Below are 16,991 nucleotides of genomic sequence, written 5' to 3' on the forward strand. Positions count from 1 at the left end.
GCTTTGCTTTTCATATGTCACCTGATAGCCGCACTCAAAAACAACCTACAAACCATCATATTCAAATTTTCAGAAAGCGTTTCGTATTTTTATTGATTAGTGTCGCCATTACATCCCATGATAATTGATGATGTTTTGCTAATACATCAATCACTGGATTGATCATATTTGGCTCACCTTGCACGCCATTGTATTTACACGGCGAATCTGACTCCACCAACAGCATATCAAGCGGAATTTTCTTAGCAAACTCCAAGTAATGAGGATCGACAAAGATCCAAGGACTTACCGAGATGAAATGTGCTTGTTGATGAAGTAAGGCGAGATTTTCATCACTGCCTTCATACCAATGGAACAACGCCCCTTTAATTTGATAATCCTTTAAAATAGGCAACGCATAATGAATATCATCTTCTACTACATGCAAATTTACAGGTAGTTCTAAGTCTGCTGCAATCTTAACAAAACGAGCTAACCGCTCACTTCCCTGCTGTTTAATAAGGTGTTTTTCTTGCTCTGTTTTCTCGTCTAAGTAAAAAAAAGGAATGCCGATTTCGCCAATTCCAGACAATAAATGATGATGTTGGTATATAAGATCAATAACAGCTTGGATCTCTTGTTCACTGACATCTTTCTCTGGGTGAATACCAAGAAATAGATAAACCTGATCTGAATATTGTTGTTTTAAGCGTATCAATTCTAACGCGCTTTCCTTCGTCATAGATACGGCAGCTATTTTGCCGTTTTGCTTAAAAAACCGTTCTCTATCAAACGCTAGCACACCTTCTAGATGGCAGTGAATATCAATTAGCACAGTAATATTTCCAATCGAGATAAGACAAAGCAATAGAACATAATAACGTTTATTATTCAATGCGTTAATATAATTAATCGTTCTTAAACTTAGCTTAATTAATCTTTTATATCGCATACTACGTACACGATATAAATATAATTAATGGAGTTATGTACATGCTTTCTTGGTTTAAAAATAATCCCGCCAAAAAATTAAAGAAACGTCACTCAATGCTACTTGAAGAAGCTATGCATGCGCAAAGGAATGGCGACATCAGAACCTATTCTCGGTTAACAGCAGAAGCTGATGAACTATTTCAGCAAATCAAGCACCTCAATCAACCTGAAACCTGAGCTTTTCATAAACAGCTTGTTAATTTCAGTAAAAAAAAGCCTCCAATAGTCTTTTTACTCTATGAGTTAAAGCTATTGGAGGCTTTCTTTGTTAATTAATTACTGCATCATTTCGTTACAGGTTGAGCAGGTGTCGCATCTTTTAATTCAATCTTATGATTGGCTGGCGCCATTGTTTGCTGCGCAAATTGTTGAAATTGCTTTTGCATTTCCATCATTTGCTGCTGCTGTTTTACCATTAAGTTAGACATATTCATTTGCATCCCATCAATATCATTCCATGAGTTTGCAAATACATTATTCATCTCAATTTGTTGTTGCTGCAATTGTTTAAAGAATGCTTTATCTACCTTACCGTTATCACCTTTTGATTGAAATTGCACAATCTCATAATTCATTGGCCCCTGAGGAGTCTGTACCGTCCCTTTCGTTACGGTTTTCTCACCATTATCTGTTTTTACTGTTTTCGTCGTTTGATTTGGTTTTACATTAGCTGCAGCACTATCAACATTTTTTAAATCTACGGTTTGAACCCAACCTGTCTGACCGTTGCTTGGATCGCCTACTTTTGACCACCCTTCATTTTTATAAATAGTGATCAGAGGTATATCTGTTTTTATAGTCTCAACTACCTTAGCTGATGCATTAGGCTCTTGATATAACTTGATAGTTTCAGTCGAATTATTAGCAGCCCATACCGCAGTACTCATACACGCAACTGCGGCAATACCTGCAAATGCTAGAATAGAACGTTTCATAAAATATCCTCTATGCACAGTGACTTAATTTAAAAGGTCTAAAATACTGTTTGACTATGCATTACCTGTAACAGATATATTATGTCTCTTAAATTAATTGAAGATGAACAGAGTCTAAAATAATTAAAATCAATTCAACGAAAAATTATTTTACAATTTTGTTTTCTTATTCTCATACATTTTTTTATCAATACTATTCATTGTCTTAACAATATCTCCTTGATAACATTCAGCACCATAACTGAATGATATAAAGGATAAATCACCAAATTCATTGATTATTTTTTCATTAATCAACTTCATTCTATTTTTAATTGCAGAGATATTATTATTTTCAGTAATGATCACAAATTCATCACCACCATATCGAATAACTGAATCATCTGAGCGAAAAGTAGAACGTAACAATGAGGAGAATTTTTGAATTAACTCATCGCCTTTGATATGGCCAAACTCATCATTCACATGTTTAAAATTATCTAAGTCAATAAGAATAATCGTACTTTTATTTGTGAAATAATAGTTCTTAAAATAACGTTTATTATATAGTCCACTCAAATCATCAATTAATGATATGTGCAGATACTGCTCTTTCTCACAATAAAGATCAGTGATATCTTTCGCGACAGTATAATAAAACGTCTCTGTGTTTATTATTGTGTCAAACTCTATTACATCAAAATAGAGAATCCTATCCTCTATTTTACATTCAATAACATTTGCCGATGAATGAGCACTCACATCAGAGGCTAAATTATGATGATAAACATAAGTTATAAAACAGGATAAGAGAATATTACTCGACACCACTTCTTCATAAGTCATACCAACCAAATCAACGTTAGTATAAAGATTCAGCCATTGCTTCAAGTTTTCATTGATAAAAACAATTCGATGTTCTTTATTTCGAACGCATAGAAAACCAGGGAAACCAGCTAAAAATGGTGCCAGGTACAATTTTACAGCATCAATCATTACTATAATTCATGAATTCAATATTTTATAAATATACATCAAACACCCATTAAGAATCAAGTTGCACTAAATGAAACAGCTCTTTAAAAATTGAGTATTTCCACCTAACGCATCATCGCTTATTCTTTAACGATCAAAATTCGGCTTGGGTAACTGTGCTCTTCACGCTCTATTTGATAACTTGACGTTCCTTGCTTTAAATCTTCAACCGGTGCTTCAGTAACAACCTCAACACGTAAACCAAACTCATGTTCACGCTTTTTAAATGCCTCTAATATTTTATTCTCTTCATGATTTAATGTAGTTAAATCTTTACCATCCAGTTCAATAATTTTATCTAATAATTCTCTATTTGAAGTATTCATCGTAAATGCTCTTTATATCAATTAAGTAAGAAATGATAACTTACTCCTATCTGATTAAAATTACATCTTAACTACATTTAGAATATAGCTTAAATATTTATTTAATTCTTACCTTACATATATAATAATCAATATTTCAATATGAACAAAAAAGCTTCTTTTTATAAAGAAGCTTTTCTTATTTTAACGATTACTCTTGTGGTTCTGGTTTTGATACTACTGTCCAATGTTCATTTTTATCGTAACCGCTATCGCATAAGTCGACAGAAAACCCCATATCAACAATTTCTTTTAGCGTTAAATTATCTGCCAAGACAGCGATTTCACCGTTTTTATTCACTAAGTCCATGTTTACTCCTTAACTGATCTTTGTTGATATATCATTGTGAGTATAACGTTGAATAAAAATATTGCTGTGATAACGTCATTATAAATATTTAACACAATAATCTGTTGATAAATAGGCGTTCAATTACTGAATTAAGCTCCATGGTGAGTATTTATGATCTGGCTTATCACCTTGAGTCCACCATTTAGCCTGATAAATATCCCCCTGATAATTCACTTTATCGCCACCATGATAAACACTTATGGGCTTCCACTGAGGAATTTCACTCGTATCATAACGATTATCAACAACCCATACAGGTGATAAATCAGGTTGCTCCCCTTTTGTCCACCATTGCGCAATATAATAGACACTATTAAAAGAGACGACATCACCAGCGTAATACACAGTATTTCTATCCCAGAGCTCTTCATTTAAAGGGGGTTCTTTTTTACCTTTTACATCAATAGGAACTGATTTTATCGTTTCAACTTGTCCATCCGACACAATAATCGTCACGCTTGTGGTGATATCTGTTGTCGTTTTAGGCGCAATAAAACTAACAACAGCCCTTCCATTTTCTGCAGTGACAATCTGTGCATTTATTGCTGTGAAAGTTAATGGATTATTTTCTGCATCTGTTGCTGTAACCGTAAATTGTAACGTTTGCAGTGACTCAATAGACTGTTGGGATGGTACAATAAGCTCTGGCGCAGTATTCTTTCCTGTATTTGAAAAAACATGGTCTATCGTCTCTGCTAATGGTGAAGACAACTGAGTACACTGCTTTAACCTATCGCCGTAAGATATAAACTGACCATGACATTGAATATCACCACTAGCCTGCCAAACGGCTACTCCACCTAAATCGTGATTAACCACATACTCGGCTTTTTCCGTTATCGATTTAGGATTATCGTAACTTAAAAAATACTGATCTTTTATTGCGTACGGAACTTGTGCGTTCGCATCCCATTTATGTTCCCAACCAATCGCTTTAACAATCGCATTGTAATTAGGTTGACCATCATGTGCAGCCCAATGGTAAGTATCAGCAGCAGACATAGCAGGGCCATCTATATCGAATTCCATTCTAGTTTTAGCTGTTGGTGCACCGACATAGGCTTTGGCTGCAGTGGTTTTTACTCCACGACCATAAAATGCAACACCTAGATTTATTTTCTCCGGTGCGACACCACGTTCAAATAGCCAACCTCGAAGAGTATCAAGGTTAAGTGACTCATTGGTTTGCTCCGGATAAGAGTAAAGTGGCGCGTTATGACCAGCAACAGTCGACCAACCTCCATCAAGGTCATACGTCATCATATTAAAATAATCTATCGACTTTGTTAAACGGTTCCAATTATATCCTGTGAGTTTTGATGTCGACGCTGAAAATGCAGCAGACAGTAATTTGTCTGGACCGATATGAACACGAATATCTTCCATCAATTGTTCAAAGTTGGCAAAATCATCAGTACTACCATTAAAATTCATGCCACCAAAACCAGGATATTCCCAATTTATATCAATACCATCAAAACCAAAGGCGATTAATTTATCAATATCCGCAAGAAAACGGGCTTTTTTATCAGGGTTAGCCGCCATTTCAGGAAAGTGTTTAGACATACTCCAACCACCGATTGATGCCATTACTTTAACTCCCTTGTGGTGAGCAAGATCAAGCAGTCCAAGTGCCCCTCCTTGTTTTTTTAGAGGGATCGGCATATTACCCGTAATTCCTGATGGTAAATGTAACCAGCCATGCCCTTGCGGAACAAACCCTTGCGCTTTGACGTTGGCAAAATTATCCGCATCTGACACTTCGTTAAAGGGGAAATAGTTAAGATATTCTAACTCCCCCCATAAGATTGGAAGGTCCCAACTATTTGATGTATTAAATAATGGGGCCGGTTCTTGAACCGTGCTCTCTAGATACAATTCACTATTACGGAAATCACCGCTATGCAAAGAGCCATCTTTTGCGACACCAAAAAAAGAGAAATTAATAATTGTATATATCTCTAAATTAATATTAAGCTGTGTTGCTTCTCCCTTAATAGAGTATCCAGCTTCAACACCTTTAGCTGCTTCCCATTGCGGAAGATAACCAATAACATTCTTATTATGCATTGATAGTGCATATGTATTAATTGAGAAACTCAATAAAATAAGACTAATTGAGATATTTTCAATCCATGATTTTTTTATTTTTATAAACATATTCCACTCCACTTATCTCGTACAGATAGTGTTATTAGCTAACTAAGAAAATGATAATATTCTCAATACTGTTCCTATAACATCCCAAGCGGTAGCCTTATACCGCCACTATAAAACTTATCTCTTATTATATTCACCAATAAATAATCAATTTATACTGAATAACAAGGTAAAACTGGGTCATGATTTAACAACCCTAACCTAGTCGAGATAGAAAGAAGCATACATAGCAACATCAAACCATGACTTTTATTGTAAATACTGATATTCGCATCTAATAAATAAAACAAAATTACATTTATTCATTATTTCTACTAAGATCAAAAAATAATATTAAAGTTGTTGTAAGAAATATTAATTTACTAATATATTAATTGTTAATTTTTATTGATAATCATTTTGTATATATTTCTACGGTGCTATCATAAAGCTCAATTAATATAAATTAGCTATGCAATGGATTCGGTATGATAAAGAATGCAACGAATGCATCACAAGGGATGTTACTCTTTAAGCTGTCCACACTACAAAGCTTTGCGATTGGTACACTTAAAGTTCGTGAAATCGTACCTTATACAAATTTAAGTGTTATCCCAAAATCCCACCCAACCGTACTTGGCACAACCACATTACGAGGTGACACTGTTCCTGTTATTGATATGGCAAAAGCGATTGGTTATCCCGCAATCAGCCAAGAAGAACGTCAACGTTGTTTTATTATCATTACAGATTGCCGTCGTAAGTTAGTCGGTTTTTTGGTCAGAGGAATTGAACGGATCACGGAATGCAACTGGCAAAATATTGAAGCACCTCCCCAACATTTAGGTAGTGATATTTTTGTTACTGGTGTTATGCGCGATAACGATAAATTAATTCAACTATTAGATGTTGAATTGCTTCTATCTAAAATATTTCCAGATGATCCTTCAACATTATTACCTAAGTTAACAGATCTTGAACGTGAGACTTTACGTCCATTAAAAATACTCTTAGTTGATGATTCAGCCGTAGCAAGAAAGCAATTAACTCAAGCACTTGATAGCATTAGTGTACCCTACTTTGTTGCTAAAAATGGACAAGATGCCTTTAATATGATGCAAACGGCAGCGCAAGCAAAAGACCCGTTCCATATTTTGGTTAGCGATATCGAAATGCCAGGGTTAGATGGATATGAACTTGCATTTAATGTCAAAAACAGTGATGCCCTCGTCTCAACTTATATTATTTTACATACATCGCTTTCGAGTGAAATCAGTGTGTCTCAAGCACACCAAGTTGGCGCTCAAGAAGCACTGACAAAATTTGAGGCGAATGAATTAATTCATGCGATGTTACGGGGTGCAGAGCAACATTTAGCATTAACTAGTTAATATAAAAAAGCGAGAAGTCACCAACTATATAAGTGTGGTAATTTCTCGCTTTTATCACGTGATATTGCGTTAAATTAACGAATAAAACGGTTATAAATAAACAGAATAATAAATGCGCCCAAGGTAGCAGTAATAATGCTGCCGATGTTTACGCCTGTAGCATGGCCTAAACCGATAAATTTGCCCACATAACCACCAACAAATGCACCGCCAATACCCAATGCCATTGTTACAATCCAACCACCACCATCTTTACCCGGCATTAAAAACTTTGCCAATGCACCAGCGATCAAACCAAGAATAATCCAAGATAAAATACCCATTAAGAGCTCCTATACTTTTTTAAATCGTAAATACTTATAATTGGTAAGTGTAGACAGTTATCGACTAATAAAGTTCAATTCTTTGTCAGGATATTTATAAATCACAATAAACTGACTATACCCAATATGACTATTCTAACTTTTTATAGCATAAGGTATTTTTACTTTTATCCTCTTAAAATCACACTTCTGATTTACTCACTATAGTGTAATATGCGTGCTATTCGATGATTTTTAGATAGATATTATAAGGCAATAATACATATGAAATACGATTGGATTCTTTTTGATGCGGATGAAACCCTGTTCTATTTTGATGCCTTTAAAGGTCTACAGCTTATGTTTTCTCGTTATGATATCGCCTTTAATGAAAATGACTTTAAGCAATATGAATTAATTAATCGTCCATTATGGGTGCAATATCAAAATGGTGATATTTCAGCCAGTGAACTTCAACAAACGCGTTTTCGGGGATGGGCTAAAAAGCTTAATACAACAGAACAACAGCTCAATGATGATTACATGCAAGCAATGGCAGACATTTGTGAAGTATTGCCAGGTACCATATCACTTATCCATTCTCTTAATGGTCGCGTTAAGTTAGGCATTATTACTAATGGCTTTACTGCGCTGCAAAAAATCCGCTTAGAAAAAACAGGGCTGGCCGATTATTTTGATCTACTTGTTATTTCAGAACAGGTCGGCGTCGCAAAACCCGATCGCCGCATATTTAATTATAGTCTTGAAAAAATGGGGAATCCCGAACCAAACGCTGTACTGATGGTAGGCGACAACCCGCAGTCAGATATTTTAGGTGGTATTAATGCAGGTTTAGACACATGTTGGTTTAACCATCAAAACCAATTGTTACCTGAAAATATAAAGCCAACCTATCAAGTATCAGCATTGGCTGAACTTGAAAAAATATTAGCTTAGAAACAATAAGTTAAATCTAACAACCGATATTTATCGCGAAAGTTTATTTTACATTCGCGATAAATACATTGTTCATTCCGTATTAAATACAAATAATTACTGAATATCACTTTACAATTATCTAAAATAGCTTTAGTTTTGGGTCAATTATTTCATTCGAGCGCATAACTTATGTATTCAATCAATCACAACAATGTAGCAGTATCTTCTACTGTATTTGTTATGAATACTTTTGCGCTTGTCTCTGTCGTCGTCGTCAAATAACGCTGACGTTTAAGCTTATTCGTCAGTTACTATTGCTGGCGGATATGTTAAATCACCTTTTATCTTCCAGCCAAACTGACCATTCATGTAGAAGGTATGCCGTTTGAAGAGAAGAGAACTTGCCGCCATTGGATTTATGACTTTTGCCTTATTTTTAGGGGCAGGAAACCTTATTTTTCCACCTATGATGGCACAACAAGCCGGTGAAAATTGGTTAATCGCCATAGCGGGCTTCCTGCTCACTGCCGTCGGTTTACCCGCCTTAACACTTATCGTTTTAGGCCGACTTTCATCTGCTGATAAACTTACAGCTTCATTACCTCATTGGATGGATCGTACTTTCTGGTTTTTAGTATTAACAACTCTGGGTCCAGCCTTTGTTTTACCTCGAGCTGTAACTGTTGCGTATGAAATGGGTATTAAACCTTTCTACCATGGTGATGGGCTTATGTTATTTTCAGTGCTATTTTGCTTACTCACTTTAATTTTAGCATTAAAGCCCGGTAAGTTAGTTAGCTATATTGGTAAAGTAATGACACCAGCTTTAATTGTCATGCTAGCAGTATTAGTAATAGCAGCTTTGATTAATCCATTAGGCTCTCCGACAGCAGCCAATGCTGTTTATAAAACCGCGCCTACAGTTAACGGAATGATCCAAGGTTACATGACATTAGATGCTATCGCAGCGGTCGCATTCGGTTGGGTGATCATTCAAACGATTCGTAGTACGGGGATCAGCTGCAATAAAGCTATTTCTTACTACACATTACGCATTGCCGGTATTTATGCATTACTGATGTCATTGTGTTATTTAGCAATGGGTTACTTAGGTGCAACATCTTCTTCTATTGCGCCCAATTCAACCAATGGCGGTGAGATCTTAACGCGCTATGCTGCCGGTGAATTTGGTACATTTGGTCAAATTCTATTAGCCACTATTACTTTAATGGCGTGTTTGACTACCACCATTGGCTTGACTAATGCAAATGGTGAATACTACAAAAACACCTATAACGTCCCTTTTAAAATCAGTGCGGTTGTGATCATGAGCTTAACAGCCATTATCTCTAATGTCGGTTTAGAAACGATTATCGAAGTTAGTTTACCTGCCATTTTGATTTTATGTCCTATCGCTGTATCACTGATCATCGCCATTATTTTCATGCCGAACACAGTGAGTAACGAAAAGCGTAAATTCTCGATGAGTCAAACACTGATCGTCATTATTGCTACGTTATTTGGCAGTATTGATGCACTAAACATTTTAAGTAAGATCCCTTCATCTATTCATCACGATCTAACAGCATGGCTACCTTTATTTAATGCTCATGCTTCATGGCTACTCCCTGTACTGGTAACCATTTTTAGCAGTAAAGTGATTCATATTATTCAACGTAATCGAAATGCGGTTGCTACCTGTTAACACGAAAAGTTGAAGCTATGCCATTGGTATAGCTTCAATATCAGCGCTACCACAGCCTTCGATTATTTATATAGAAGCATAAAAATACAAAATTTAGCGTAAATGCTCATATATTTACCTATCATTATGATTTTATTTAGCTAATTGATTGCATTTAAGAGTAATAAATCGCATACCATAAAAAATTCGTTTACAACTCTACGTTTTCTTTATATGTTGTAAGCGTTAATTCAGTCACAAAACAGAAGTTGTTAAGTTATGTATTCAGCACTACGCGAACATAAAGCACAAAAAAACTTAGCATCGAACCAATGTATTCATTGGCGCGAGGTTTCTGTTGTTGGCATAAAACATACAACACGAATTATTACCGCTATTATCCTAGTGATTATTCGCTAGGCTGGCGGGCAAGCTTCCGTCAGCCGAGCTGGCGGAGGATACTATCAAGTCAAATATCTTCTTACAGCAAACCTGCGGAATACAATTTTAATCATGGACGTTTAACTCATTGCGCAATAATCGCGATGGTTGTCTATAACTTCAAAAATGCAGGTATACCATTTGAAAACACAAGACATCTTCGTACTCGGTCTCACGACATTTGCCCTCTTTCTTGGTGCAGGTAACTTGATTTTTCCACCCGCTATGGGATTGGATGCTGGTACATCTTTGACTTCTGCTATGGGCGGTTTTTTAATCACAGCTGTAGGTTTACCTGCATTTACCATCATTGTGCTAGGTCGAATTGGTAATACCAATAATCTAACCAAAGCGCTACCTAAGTGGCTAGGAACGACATTTTGGGTATTGCTCTTTACCGCTATTGGTCCTGCTTTTGGTATGCCTCGCGCCGTTACCGTCGCGTATGAAATGGGTATCCAACCATTTTTTAACAGTGATCACTTAGTGACTTTCTCTATCATCTTTTCTGCGTTAACTCTATTTCTCGCGTTTAAACCCGGTAACCTTGTGACTTACATTGGTAAGATCATGACACCAGCCTTAATTATTCTTTTATGCGGTTTAGGATTAGCGGCTTTTCTTAATCCACTTAGCGCACCAGCAACTCCGTTTGGTGATTATCAAACAGGTGCAGTAACAAGTGGCTTAATACAAGGTTATATGACCATGGATGCGATTGCGGCGGTTGGCTTTGGTTGGGTAATCATTCATGCAATTAAGGCGAAAGGAGTCACAACACAGCAAGGTATTGCGTCCGCATCAATTAAAGTTGCGCTTATTTATGCCACGCTAATGGCAGCTTGTTACATCATTATGGGCTATGTAGGTGCAACATCATCAACGATTGCCGAGCATGGTGTAAATGGTAGCGTGATCTTAACTCGTTACGTTGCAGGTGAATTTGGTCATTACGGACAATGGTTATTAGCTGCTATTATCTTAATGGCATGTTTAACCACAACAGTGGGCTTAACCAATGCGTGCGCTGAATATTACCAAGATACCTTCAAAGCATCATTCGGTTTCACTGCAACAATCATCGTTGTGCTAACGGGTATTATCGCGAATTTCGGATTAAACGATATTCTGAAAGTAAGCTTACCTGCCATCCTTGTACTTTGTCCGGTTGCCATCGCATTAGTATTAGCATCATTAGCGGCATCAACATTTACCGTTTCACGCCTTACACACAGTGCGGTTCTGATCACAGCAACACTTTTCGGTACTATTGATGCTATTAATATATTAGGAAAAATGCCAAAAGAACTTGGTGACTTTTTCAGCGATACATTACCGCTTTACAACGCACATGCAGGTTGGTTATTACCGTCTTTATTCATGTTAATTACGACAGCGATGATTGGGCGTACAGCAAGCGCAGAGAAAAAGTTTAGACGTGTTGACTACCGATTAAAAACGGCAAATAACGATTAATAAAAAACGGCGATATTGGGGTATCGCCGTTTTTTTACTTTTTTATCGATATGATAAACTAAGCTTACGATGAGAATGACGGCTTAAATAACATAAGCTTTTTTAATACTTATTTCTGAGTTCATAAATACATAACGAACTTCTTATGTTAAATCGACAATTTCTTCAAGTAGCTTTAATTTAGGGTAAATTTTCTTTATCTGTTGTGATCAATAAAACTGCAGACACCTTTAAAATGTTACCCTATATTATCATTCAGGCTTATTTTTACTATGATGCCATTCTCTTAAAAAGTTCATACTTCGCTAAAATCAACAATAAATATAAGTGCTTTAGTTCATTATTTCTAAAAAGCTTACCTCCTCTGTATCATCCTGAACTCCAATATTCCCAAAACCTACATGTGCTTATAAATTTACACATTTCAAATTAAAAAACCAAGTCTACAATGCAACCCAGTACAATAAACTTCGACTTTATTTAGAATTACGATAAAAATAATAATATATAACATTATGTTATATTTAATGACTCGCAAAAAAATATATTTAACTTTAATTAAGCAATGGATGTTTATATTTTTAGCTCGCTAGGAGATTCAATCAATCAGAAAAATTAATGGAACTAAGAATGAACTTTAAATTATCGTTACTTGCAACATCACTATCTACAGCGCTATTACTTTCAGGCTGTGGCGGTGGCGATTCTTCAATTGAAGATAAAATTAAGGATGCAATTACAGAAACCGTTGCAGATGAGAGTATTACAATAACTGGAGCTATAGCTGTCAAAGTCATCGATGGTTACCTTACTAAGGCTGAAATCTGTGTTGATAAAAACAACAATAGTATTTGTGAAGCAGATGAAAAACTAGACACGCTTACTGATGAAAATGGTCAACTAGAAATAACAGAAGAAAACCGACAATACCCATTAATCGCGAATGTTATTGCTGGTAAAAGTTCAGATACAGACCGTGTCGGTAAAAGTGTCAAAAGTTATTCGATGACTGCAACTGCTGGGAAAACAGTTATCACCCCTTTTACAACGCTTGCTAGCATTCAAAATTTAACTATTGATGAATTAGCAGCTAAATACAATTTAGATAGCTCTGTTATTTCTGGTGACTATATCGAAGCAAAGAAAGCTGAAGACACAAAAGAATCAGCAGTAAAAGCTCACGCATTGGCACGTAGTATTGCAAATCAATTAGATGAAACTATTTCTGCAACAAAAGATGATATTGATACTATAAATAAAAATATTGAAAAAGTTTCGTCAGAAATTGATAATTTAATTAACAATGACAAACTTGATGTAGTTGATAATACTGACTTCAATATAAATGATGGTGATGTAAGTCAAGTTAAGATAATTAATGAATTAAAGCCATATCTAGAAAATGGGGGAGAATGGTATTACTTAAGAGAAGGTTACGATGCTTTATATAAAATAACATTTGAAAAAAATCAAAAAAAATACTATCAAGTTGGTTTTTCTGAACAATATATCGAGTCTTATTCAATATCAAAAAACAAATTATATGTAAATAACACTCAATCATCTTCTTATATTGAGGGGTTTTTGTACTTAAGTGACAATTTCTCATTAACACATATCAATAGTAATGATAATATATTATTACTGACAAAAAATAATCTAGAATCTATATCTCCTATTGAAATCAACATTAGTGATTTAATCAATAATAATCATTACTTTATTTTCAATGATGATGATTATGGTGTAGATGAAAGTTTTGCACAATTAAAATTCTCTTCAGATAATTCATTTACAAGCACTGAAGATGGAAATACTGAAAGCGGTTCATGGTCGATTGTGGACTATACATTACCAGATACAGCAGTCATAACCAAAGCTCTAGAACTAAAATTCCCAGACGAAGAAGATAAAACTGAAAAATGGATTTTATTAGAAAAAAATGATGACGCCATGGTTTTTGGTTCTTACACAACTAGTGAAAGCCATGAATTTGATGAAAGATCAGAACTACATTTGCAAGGCTTTAGTTTTCATAATAAAAACACAGCAACATCTATTTTCAACCAGTGGAAATATGGTGAGACTCTAATCAATGATGACTTAAAGAAACATATTGAAAATGATCAATACTGGTACTCTGCAAGCTTTAATAAAAGTAAGTATAATGAAAGTGGATTTGATAAGCTTATTTATAAAAATGGAACCGTTTCTGGTACCAATAAAGATGATTCAGAAGCCAAAAGTACAACGTACACAATAGAAGATAATAAAATAAGTTACACAGATATCAATGATGCTGATATCAGTATATACAATAGCGACTCATTCGATCTTAGAGTTGATGTTGATGTAAATGATCTTATATTAAATACCACAACCGATCTTCAAAACTATAAAAAAATAGAATTAACTGCTGAAGACTTTTCTGAACAGAAATGGAACATTGTCTTCGATAGCAGTAACTCTAGTAATACCATTCTTCCAAGTTATAATACGTTTAAATATAAAAAAGATGGAAGTTACTCATCTATTGGCGACGATCAAACACCAATAACACGAAAATGGGACATTGTTAATGGTAGTTTAACTCATAAATCAAGTGATAGTAATTTAGATGAAACATTTATTGCAATCACAAAAGATAAACAATCTATGATACTTGCAAATATTGTAAATGGAAAAATCTCTATTCGGTATGCTTTATTTAAAGAGTCATATACAGCTAAAGATATTCTTAAGAAATGGAATTATATAAAAAATAACAAATCATAAAAACTATAGCCCTAAGCAATTAGGGCTAATTTTTCTAAAGTGGTATTACAACTCATTCCACATTGCGGCACCCGGCGCCCATACTTCCACTTTATTCTTCTCTAAGTTACAGCGAAAGTTAATATCACCACGTTGAGCCGGTTTTATATGATCGACAAACACCCAGCCTCGGTTACTTTCGGATTGATTTTCAACATTATTAGCAATAATGGTTTCTGCTGCATATTGAGTTTTATTCGTTACCAAAATTTGGCACTGCTCGATATCGTTGGTAGAAGGTGGAGTAAAAGGAGTTGCTGTCATATCACAGCCAGTAAGTAGTAGCGCAATAAGTAAGATTTTAGTTTTCATCGTAGACTATTCATAGCATCAAAATGTGTCACTAATTGCAGGCGAAATATGAATATCAACGATATGCCATTAGCGAAGTTGTGCGGCATTTTATAGAGAAAAAAACAAATTGATAGTGTTAATTATTCCCAGAATTCATTCTTTTGAAGCTGATCACTCTCATAATACACCAGGTGAATTCTCAAAAAGAATAAAACTGAATTTTATCGTATAAAACAGAAGCATTATTACGCCAGCCTTTCGCGGATATTTCTCATTCGTTACGATATTAAATCAGTGTTAACGATAACAGTATGAAATATTATTAAAAATCTATACCTTTCAAAAATGACCACAATAAGCTATTTCCCTTCTATCAACTGTAAAAACAGAAAAACCACAGGCACTTTTCATGAACCTGTGGTTTTAGATGTCAACTGAACCGTAATTACTATTGATGTTGTTGAAGTTGCTCAGTCAGCCAATTTAACCACGCATCCATCCCTTTACCCGTTTTAGCTGAAAGTTTTATGACCTGAATATTGGGATTCACTTTTCGTGCATTAGCAATACAATCTTCAATGTTGATATCAACATACGGCAATAAGTCGACCTTGTTGATCAGCATTAAGTCCGCAGCAGCAAACATATTAGGGTATTTAAGCGGCTTATCTTCCCCTTCAGTGACTGACAAAATCGCGACTTTGCATGCCTCACCCAAATCAAAACTCGCTGGGCACACCAAGTTACCGACATTTTCGATAAACAAGAAACCTGACTCATTCATTGCTAATTGATGATAAGCATCGTGCACCATTTGTGCATCTAAGTGGCAGCCTTTTCCTGTATTAACTTGAATAGCTTGCACTTGTGTCGCACGAATACGATCCGCATCATTAGAGGTTTGCTGATCCCCTTCAATCACTGCACATGGATACTGCTGTTTTAGCTGCATCAGGGTTTCAGTAAGCAAGGTAGTTTTACCAGAGCCAGGACTTGATACTAGATTAAGCACAAGCTGTTTATTGGCTTCAAAATGCTCGCGATTATGTTCAGCCAGTTTATTATTATTACCTAAAATATCCATCTCTAACGTCAAAAGTTGACGTTGAGAAACCCCAGCCACATGCACTTCAGCTTCGCCTCTACCGTAGTGCAAATCACCTTTATCTAGGGTTTCAGGCTGATGATGGTCATGGCTATCATGAGTGTGGTTGTGATGTTCGTGCGATACATGATCATGATGAGAATGTTGATGATGTGGGTGTGGGTGGCTGTGTTCATGGTGCGATGTTGCGGGTAAGGTGTAATGCACATGATGGTGAACATCACCTTGATGATAATAGTGATGATGGATCACTACAGGCTGTTCATTACTCGCTTTATGAACATTGCCGTGATCATGGTGATGGTCATTGTGATGACTATGCCTATGATGATCGTGGTGGTGAGAACCATGATGATGGTGATCGTCGACACCTTCTACATGGCTATCTCCGCAGCCGCATACATTACACATTATTCTACCTCAATATTTTTAATCATTAATTCGTCACCGGTTTCAACTTTAAGCTGATAACCTTGGCAATGAGGGCAGCAGACACCACGCTCATCCATTTCGATATAGCGCTGACACTCCATACACCAAACTTGAGCTTGTACTGACTCAATGGCTAACTTCGCGCCTTCTGCTATCGTTCCTCGTGTTGCAAATTCAAATCCTGTTGCCAATGCATGGGGCTCTATACACGATAATGTCCCAATCGATAATGTCACTCGAGTTACACGATGAAAACCTTGCTTTTTCGCCTGTTCAACCACGGTATCTACCGTATTCATACTCAGTGATAATTCATGCATGACGAGATCTCTTCAT

16 protein-coding genes are annotated in these 16,991 nt (G+C 35.7%); 6 read left to right on the forward strand and 10 right to left on the reverse strand.

All coding sequences use genetic code 11. The features are described from left to right. Window positions 1-61 precede the first annotated feature (61 nt). Entirely contained in the window at window positions 62-814 is a 753-nt protein-coding gene (locus I3259_RS13995; RefSeq protein ID WP_238030173.1) for a TatD family hydrolase, read from the reverse strand. A 158-nt stretch (window positions 815-972) separates the two neighbouring features. Here I3259_RS13995 and I3259_RS14000 point away from each other — a divergent pair, with 158 nt between their 5' ends. Next, window positions 973-1,149: a DUF6435 family protein gene (locus I3259_RS14000; RefSeq protein WP_238030174.1), complete on the forward strand. Its 177-nt coding sequence runs from the start codon at window positions 973-975 to the stop codon at window positions 1,147-1,149. Window positions 1,150-1,256: 107 nt separating this feature from the next. Here the strand turns inward: I3259_RS14000 and I3259_RS14005 are convergent, their stop codons facing one another. The 5 genes from I3259_RS14005 to I3259_RS14025 all read right to left on the reverse strand — a co-directional run bounded on the left by I3259_RS14005 (window position 1,257) and on the right by I3259_RS14025 (window position 5,798). Next, window positions 1,257-1,907, reverse strand: coding sequence for an SH3 domain-containing protein (locus tag I3259_RS14005; RefSeq protein WP_238030175.1), 651 nt, complete (start codon window positions 1,905-1,907; stop codon window positions 1,257-1,259). Between the two features lie 150 nt (window positions 1,908-2,057). Next, window positions 2,058-2,882: a GGDEF domain-containing protein gene (locus tag I3259_RS14010; protein ID WP_238030176.1), complete on the reverse strand. Its 825-nt coding sequence runs from the start codon at window positions 2,880-2,882 to the stop codon at window positions 2,058-2,060. A 119-nt stretch (window positions 2,883-3,001) separates the two neighbouring features. Then, window positions 3,002-3,247, reverse strand: coding sequence for a hypothetical protein (locus I3259_RS14015; protein ID WP_238030177.1), 246 nt, complete (start codon window positions 3,245-3,247; stop codon window positions 3,002-3,004). A gap of 190 nt (window positions 3,248-3,437) precedes the next feature. Further along, window positions 3,438-3,596 carry a hypothetical protein gene (locus tag I3259_RS14020; protein ID WP_238030178.1) on the reverse strand — a complete coding sequence of 53 codons (159 nt, stop codon included), beginning with the start codon at window positions 3,594-3,596 and terminating at the stop codon, window positions 3,438-3,440. A gap of 123 nt (window positions 3,597-3,719) precedes the next feature. After that, window positions 3,720-5,798, reverse strand: a complete 2,079-nt coding sequence (locus tag I3259_RS14025) for a glycosyl hydrolase family 18 protein (protein WP_238030179.1) — start codon at window positions 5,796-5,798, stop codon at window positions 3,720-3,722. Window positions 5,799-6,265: 467 nt separating this feature from the next. Between I3259_RS14025 and I3259_RS14030 the strand changes: the two genes are divergently transcribed. Continuing rightward, complete coding sequence (locus I3259_RS14030; RefSeq protein WP_238030180.1) at window positions 6,266-7,168, forward strand: chemotaxis protein; 903 nt, start codon at window positions 6,266-6,268, stop codon at window positions 7,166-7,168. Between the two features lie 74 nt (window positions 7,169-7,242). Here I3259_RS14030 and I3259_RS14035 read toward each other — a convergent pair whose 3' ends face one another. Beyond that, entirely contained in the window at window positions 7,243-7,491 is a 249-nt protein-coding gene (locus I3259_RS14035) for a GlsB/YeaQ/YmgE family stress response membrane protein (RefSeq protein ID WP_238030181.1), read from the reverse strand. Window positions 7,492-7,755: 264 nt separating this feature from the next. On the opposite strand from I3259_RS14035, the gene yjjG reads away from it, so the two are divergent. From yjjG to I3259_RS14055, 4 genes are all read left to right on the forward strand, one after another. Then, window positions 7,756-8,427 carry a pyrimidine 5'-nucleotidase gene (yjjG, locus tag I3259_RS14040; protein WP_238030182.1) on the forward strand — a complete coding sequence of 224 codons (672 nt, stop codon included), beginning with the start codon at window positions 7,756-7,758 and terminating at the stop codon, window positions 8,425-8,427. Between the two features lie 367 nt (window positions 8,428-8,794). Next, window positions 8,795-10,114: a branched-chain amino acid transport system II carrier protein gene (gene brnQ, locus I3259_RS14045; RefSeq protein ID WP_238030183.1), complete on the forward strand. Its 1,320-nt coding sequence runs from the start codon at window positions 8,795-8,797 to the stop codon at window positions 10,112-10,114. 561 nt (window positions 10,115-10,675) lie between these two features. Then, window positions 10,676-12,010: a branched-chain amino acid transport system II carrier protein gene (gene brnQ / locus I3259_RS14050; protein WP_238030184.1), complete on the forward strand. Its 1,335-nt coding sequence runs from the start codon at window positions 10,676-10,678 to the stop codon at window positions 12,008-12,010. Between the two features lie 630 nt (window positions 12,011-12,640). Then, window positions 12,641-14,785 (forward strand): hypothetical protein, encoded by a 2,145-nt coding sequence (locus I3259_RS14055; RefSeq protein ID WP_238030185.1) that lies wholly within the window; start codon window positions 12,641-12,643, stop codon window positions 14,783-14,785. A 45-nt stretch (window positions 14,786-14,830) separates the two neighbouring features. On the opposite strand, the gene I3259_RS14060 is transcribed toward I3259_RS14055, so the two are convergent. From I3259_RS14060 to hypA, 3 genes are all read right to left on the reverse strand, one after another. Beyond that, window positions 14,831-15,136, reverse strand: coding sequence for a hypothetical protein (locus I3259_RS14060; RefSeq protein ID WP_238030186.1), 306 nt, complete (start codon window positions 15,134-15,136; stop codon window positions 14,831-14,833). A gap of 430 nt (window positions 15,137-15,566) precedes the next feature. Next, window positions 15,567-16,634: a hydrogenase nickel incorporation protein HypB gene (hypB, locus tag I3259_RS14065; RefSeq protein WP_238030187.1), complete on the reverse strand. Its 1,068-nt coding sequence runs from the start codon at window positions 16,632-16,634 to the stop codon at window positions 15,567-15,569. Then, window positions 16,634-16,975 (reverse strand): hydrogenase maturation nickel metallochaperone HypA, encoded by a 342-nt coding sequence (gene hypA / locus I3259_RS14070; protein ID WP_045128683.1) that lies wholly within the window; start codon window positions 16,973-16,975, stop codon window positions 16,634-16,636. The genes hypB and hypA overlap by 1 nt, the downstream gene beginning before the upstream one ends. Window positions 16,976-16,991 lie beyond the last annotated feature (16 nt).

Origin of the sequence: Photobacterium sp. Ph5, from assembly GCF_022129445.1 — a bacterium.
Classification (GTDB): domain Bacteria; phylum Pseudomonadota; class Gammaproteobacteria; order Enterobacterales; family Vibrionaceae; genus Photobacterium.

Bases quoted from the DNA above. Each gene is read 5' to 3' on its own strand.
- I3259_RS14000 (WP_238030174.1), top strand. From the start codon at position 973: ATGCTTTCTTGGTTTAAAAATAATCCCGCCAAAAAATTAAAGAAACGT.
- yjjG (WP_238030182.1), top strand. From the start codon at position 7,756: ATGAAATACGATTGGATTCTTTTTGATGCGGATGAAACCCTGTTCTAT.
- I3259_RS14010 (WP_238030176.1), bottom strand. From the start codon at position 2,882: ATGATTGATGCTGTAAAATTGTACCTGGCACCATTTTTAGCTGGTTTC.
- I3259_RS14030 (WP_238030180.1), top strand. From the start codon at position 6,266: ATGATAAAGAATGCAACGAATGCATCACAAGGGATGTTACTCTTTAAG.
- I3259_RS14005 (WP_238030175.1), bottom strand. From the start codon at position 1,907: ATGAAACGTTCTATTCTAGCATTTGCAGGTATTGCCGCAGTTGCGTGT.
- I3259_RS14015 (WP_238030177.1), bottom strand. From the start codon at position 3,247: ATGAATACTTCAAATAGAGAATTATTAGATAAAATTATTGAACTGGAT.
- I3259_RS14025 (WP_238030179.1), bottom strand. From the start codon at position 5,798: ATGTTTATAAAAATAAAAAAATCATGGATTGAAAATATCTCAATTAGT.
- hypB (WP_238030187.1), bottom strand. From the start codon at position 16,634: ATGTGTAATGTATGCGGCTGCGGAGATAGCCATGTAGAAGGTGTCGAC.
- I3259_RS14035 (WP_238030181.1), bottom strand. From the start codon at position 7,491: ATGGGTATTTTATCTTGGATTATTCTTGGTTTGATCGCTGGTGCATTG.
- hypA (WP_045128683.1), bottom strand. From the start codon at position 16,975: ATGCATGAATTATCACTGAGTATGAATACGGTAGATACCGTGGTTGAA.
- I3259_RS14055 (WP_238030185.1), top strand. From the start codon at position 12,641: ATGAACTTTAAATTATCGTTACTTGCAACATCACTATCTACAGCGCTA.
- I3259_RS14060 (WP_238030186.1), bottom strand. From the start codon at position 15,136: ATGAAAACTAAAATCTTACTTATTGCGCTACTACTTACTGGCTGTGAT.
- I3259_RS14020 (WP_238030178.1), bottom strand. From the start codon at position 3,596: ATGGACTTAGTGAATAAAAACGGTGAAATCGCTGTCTTGGCAGATAAT.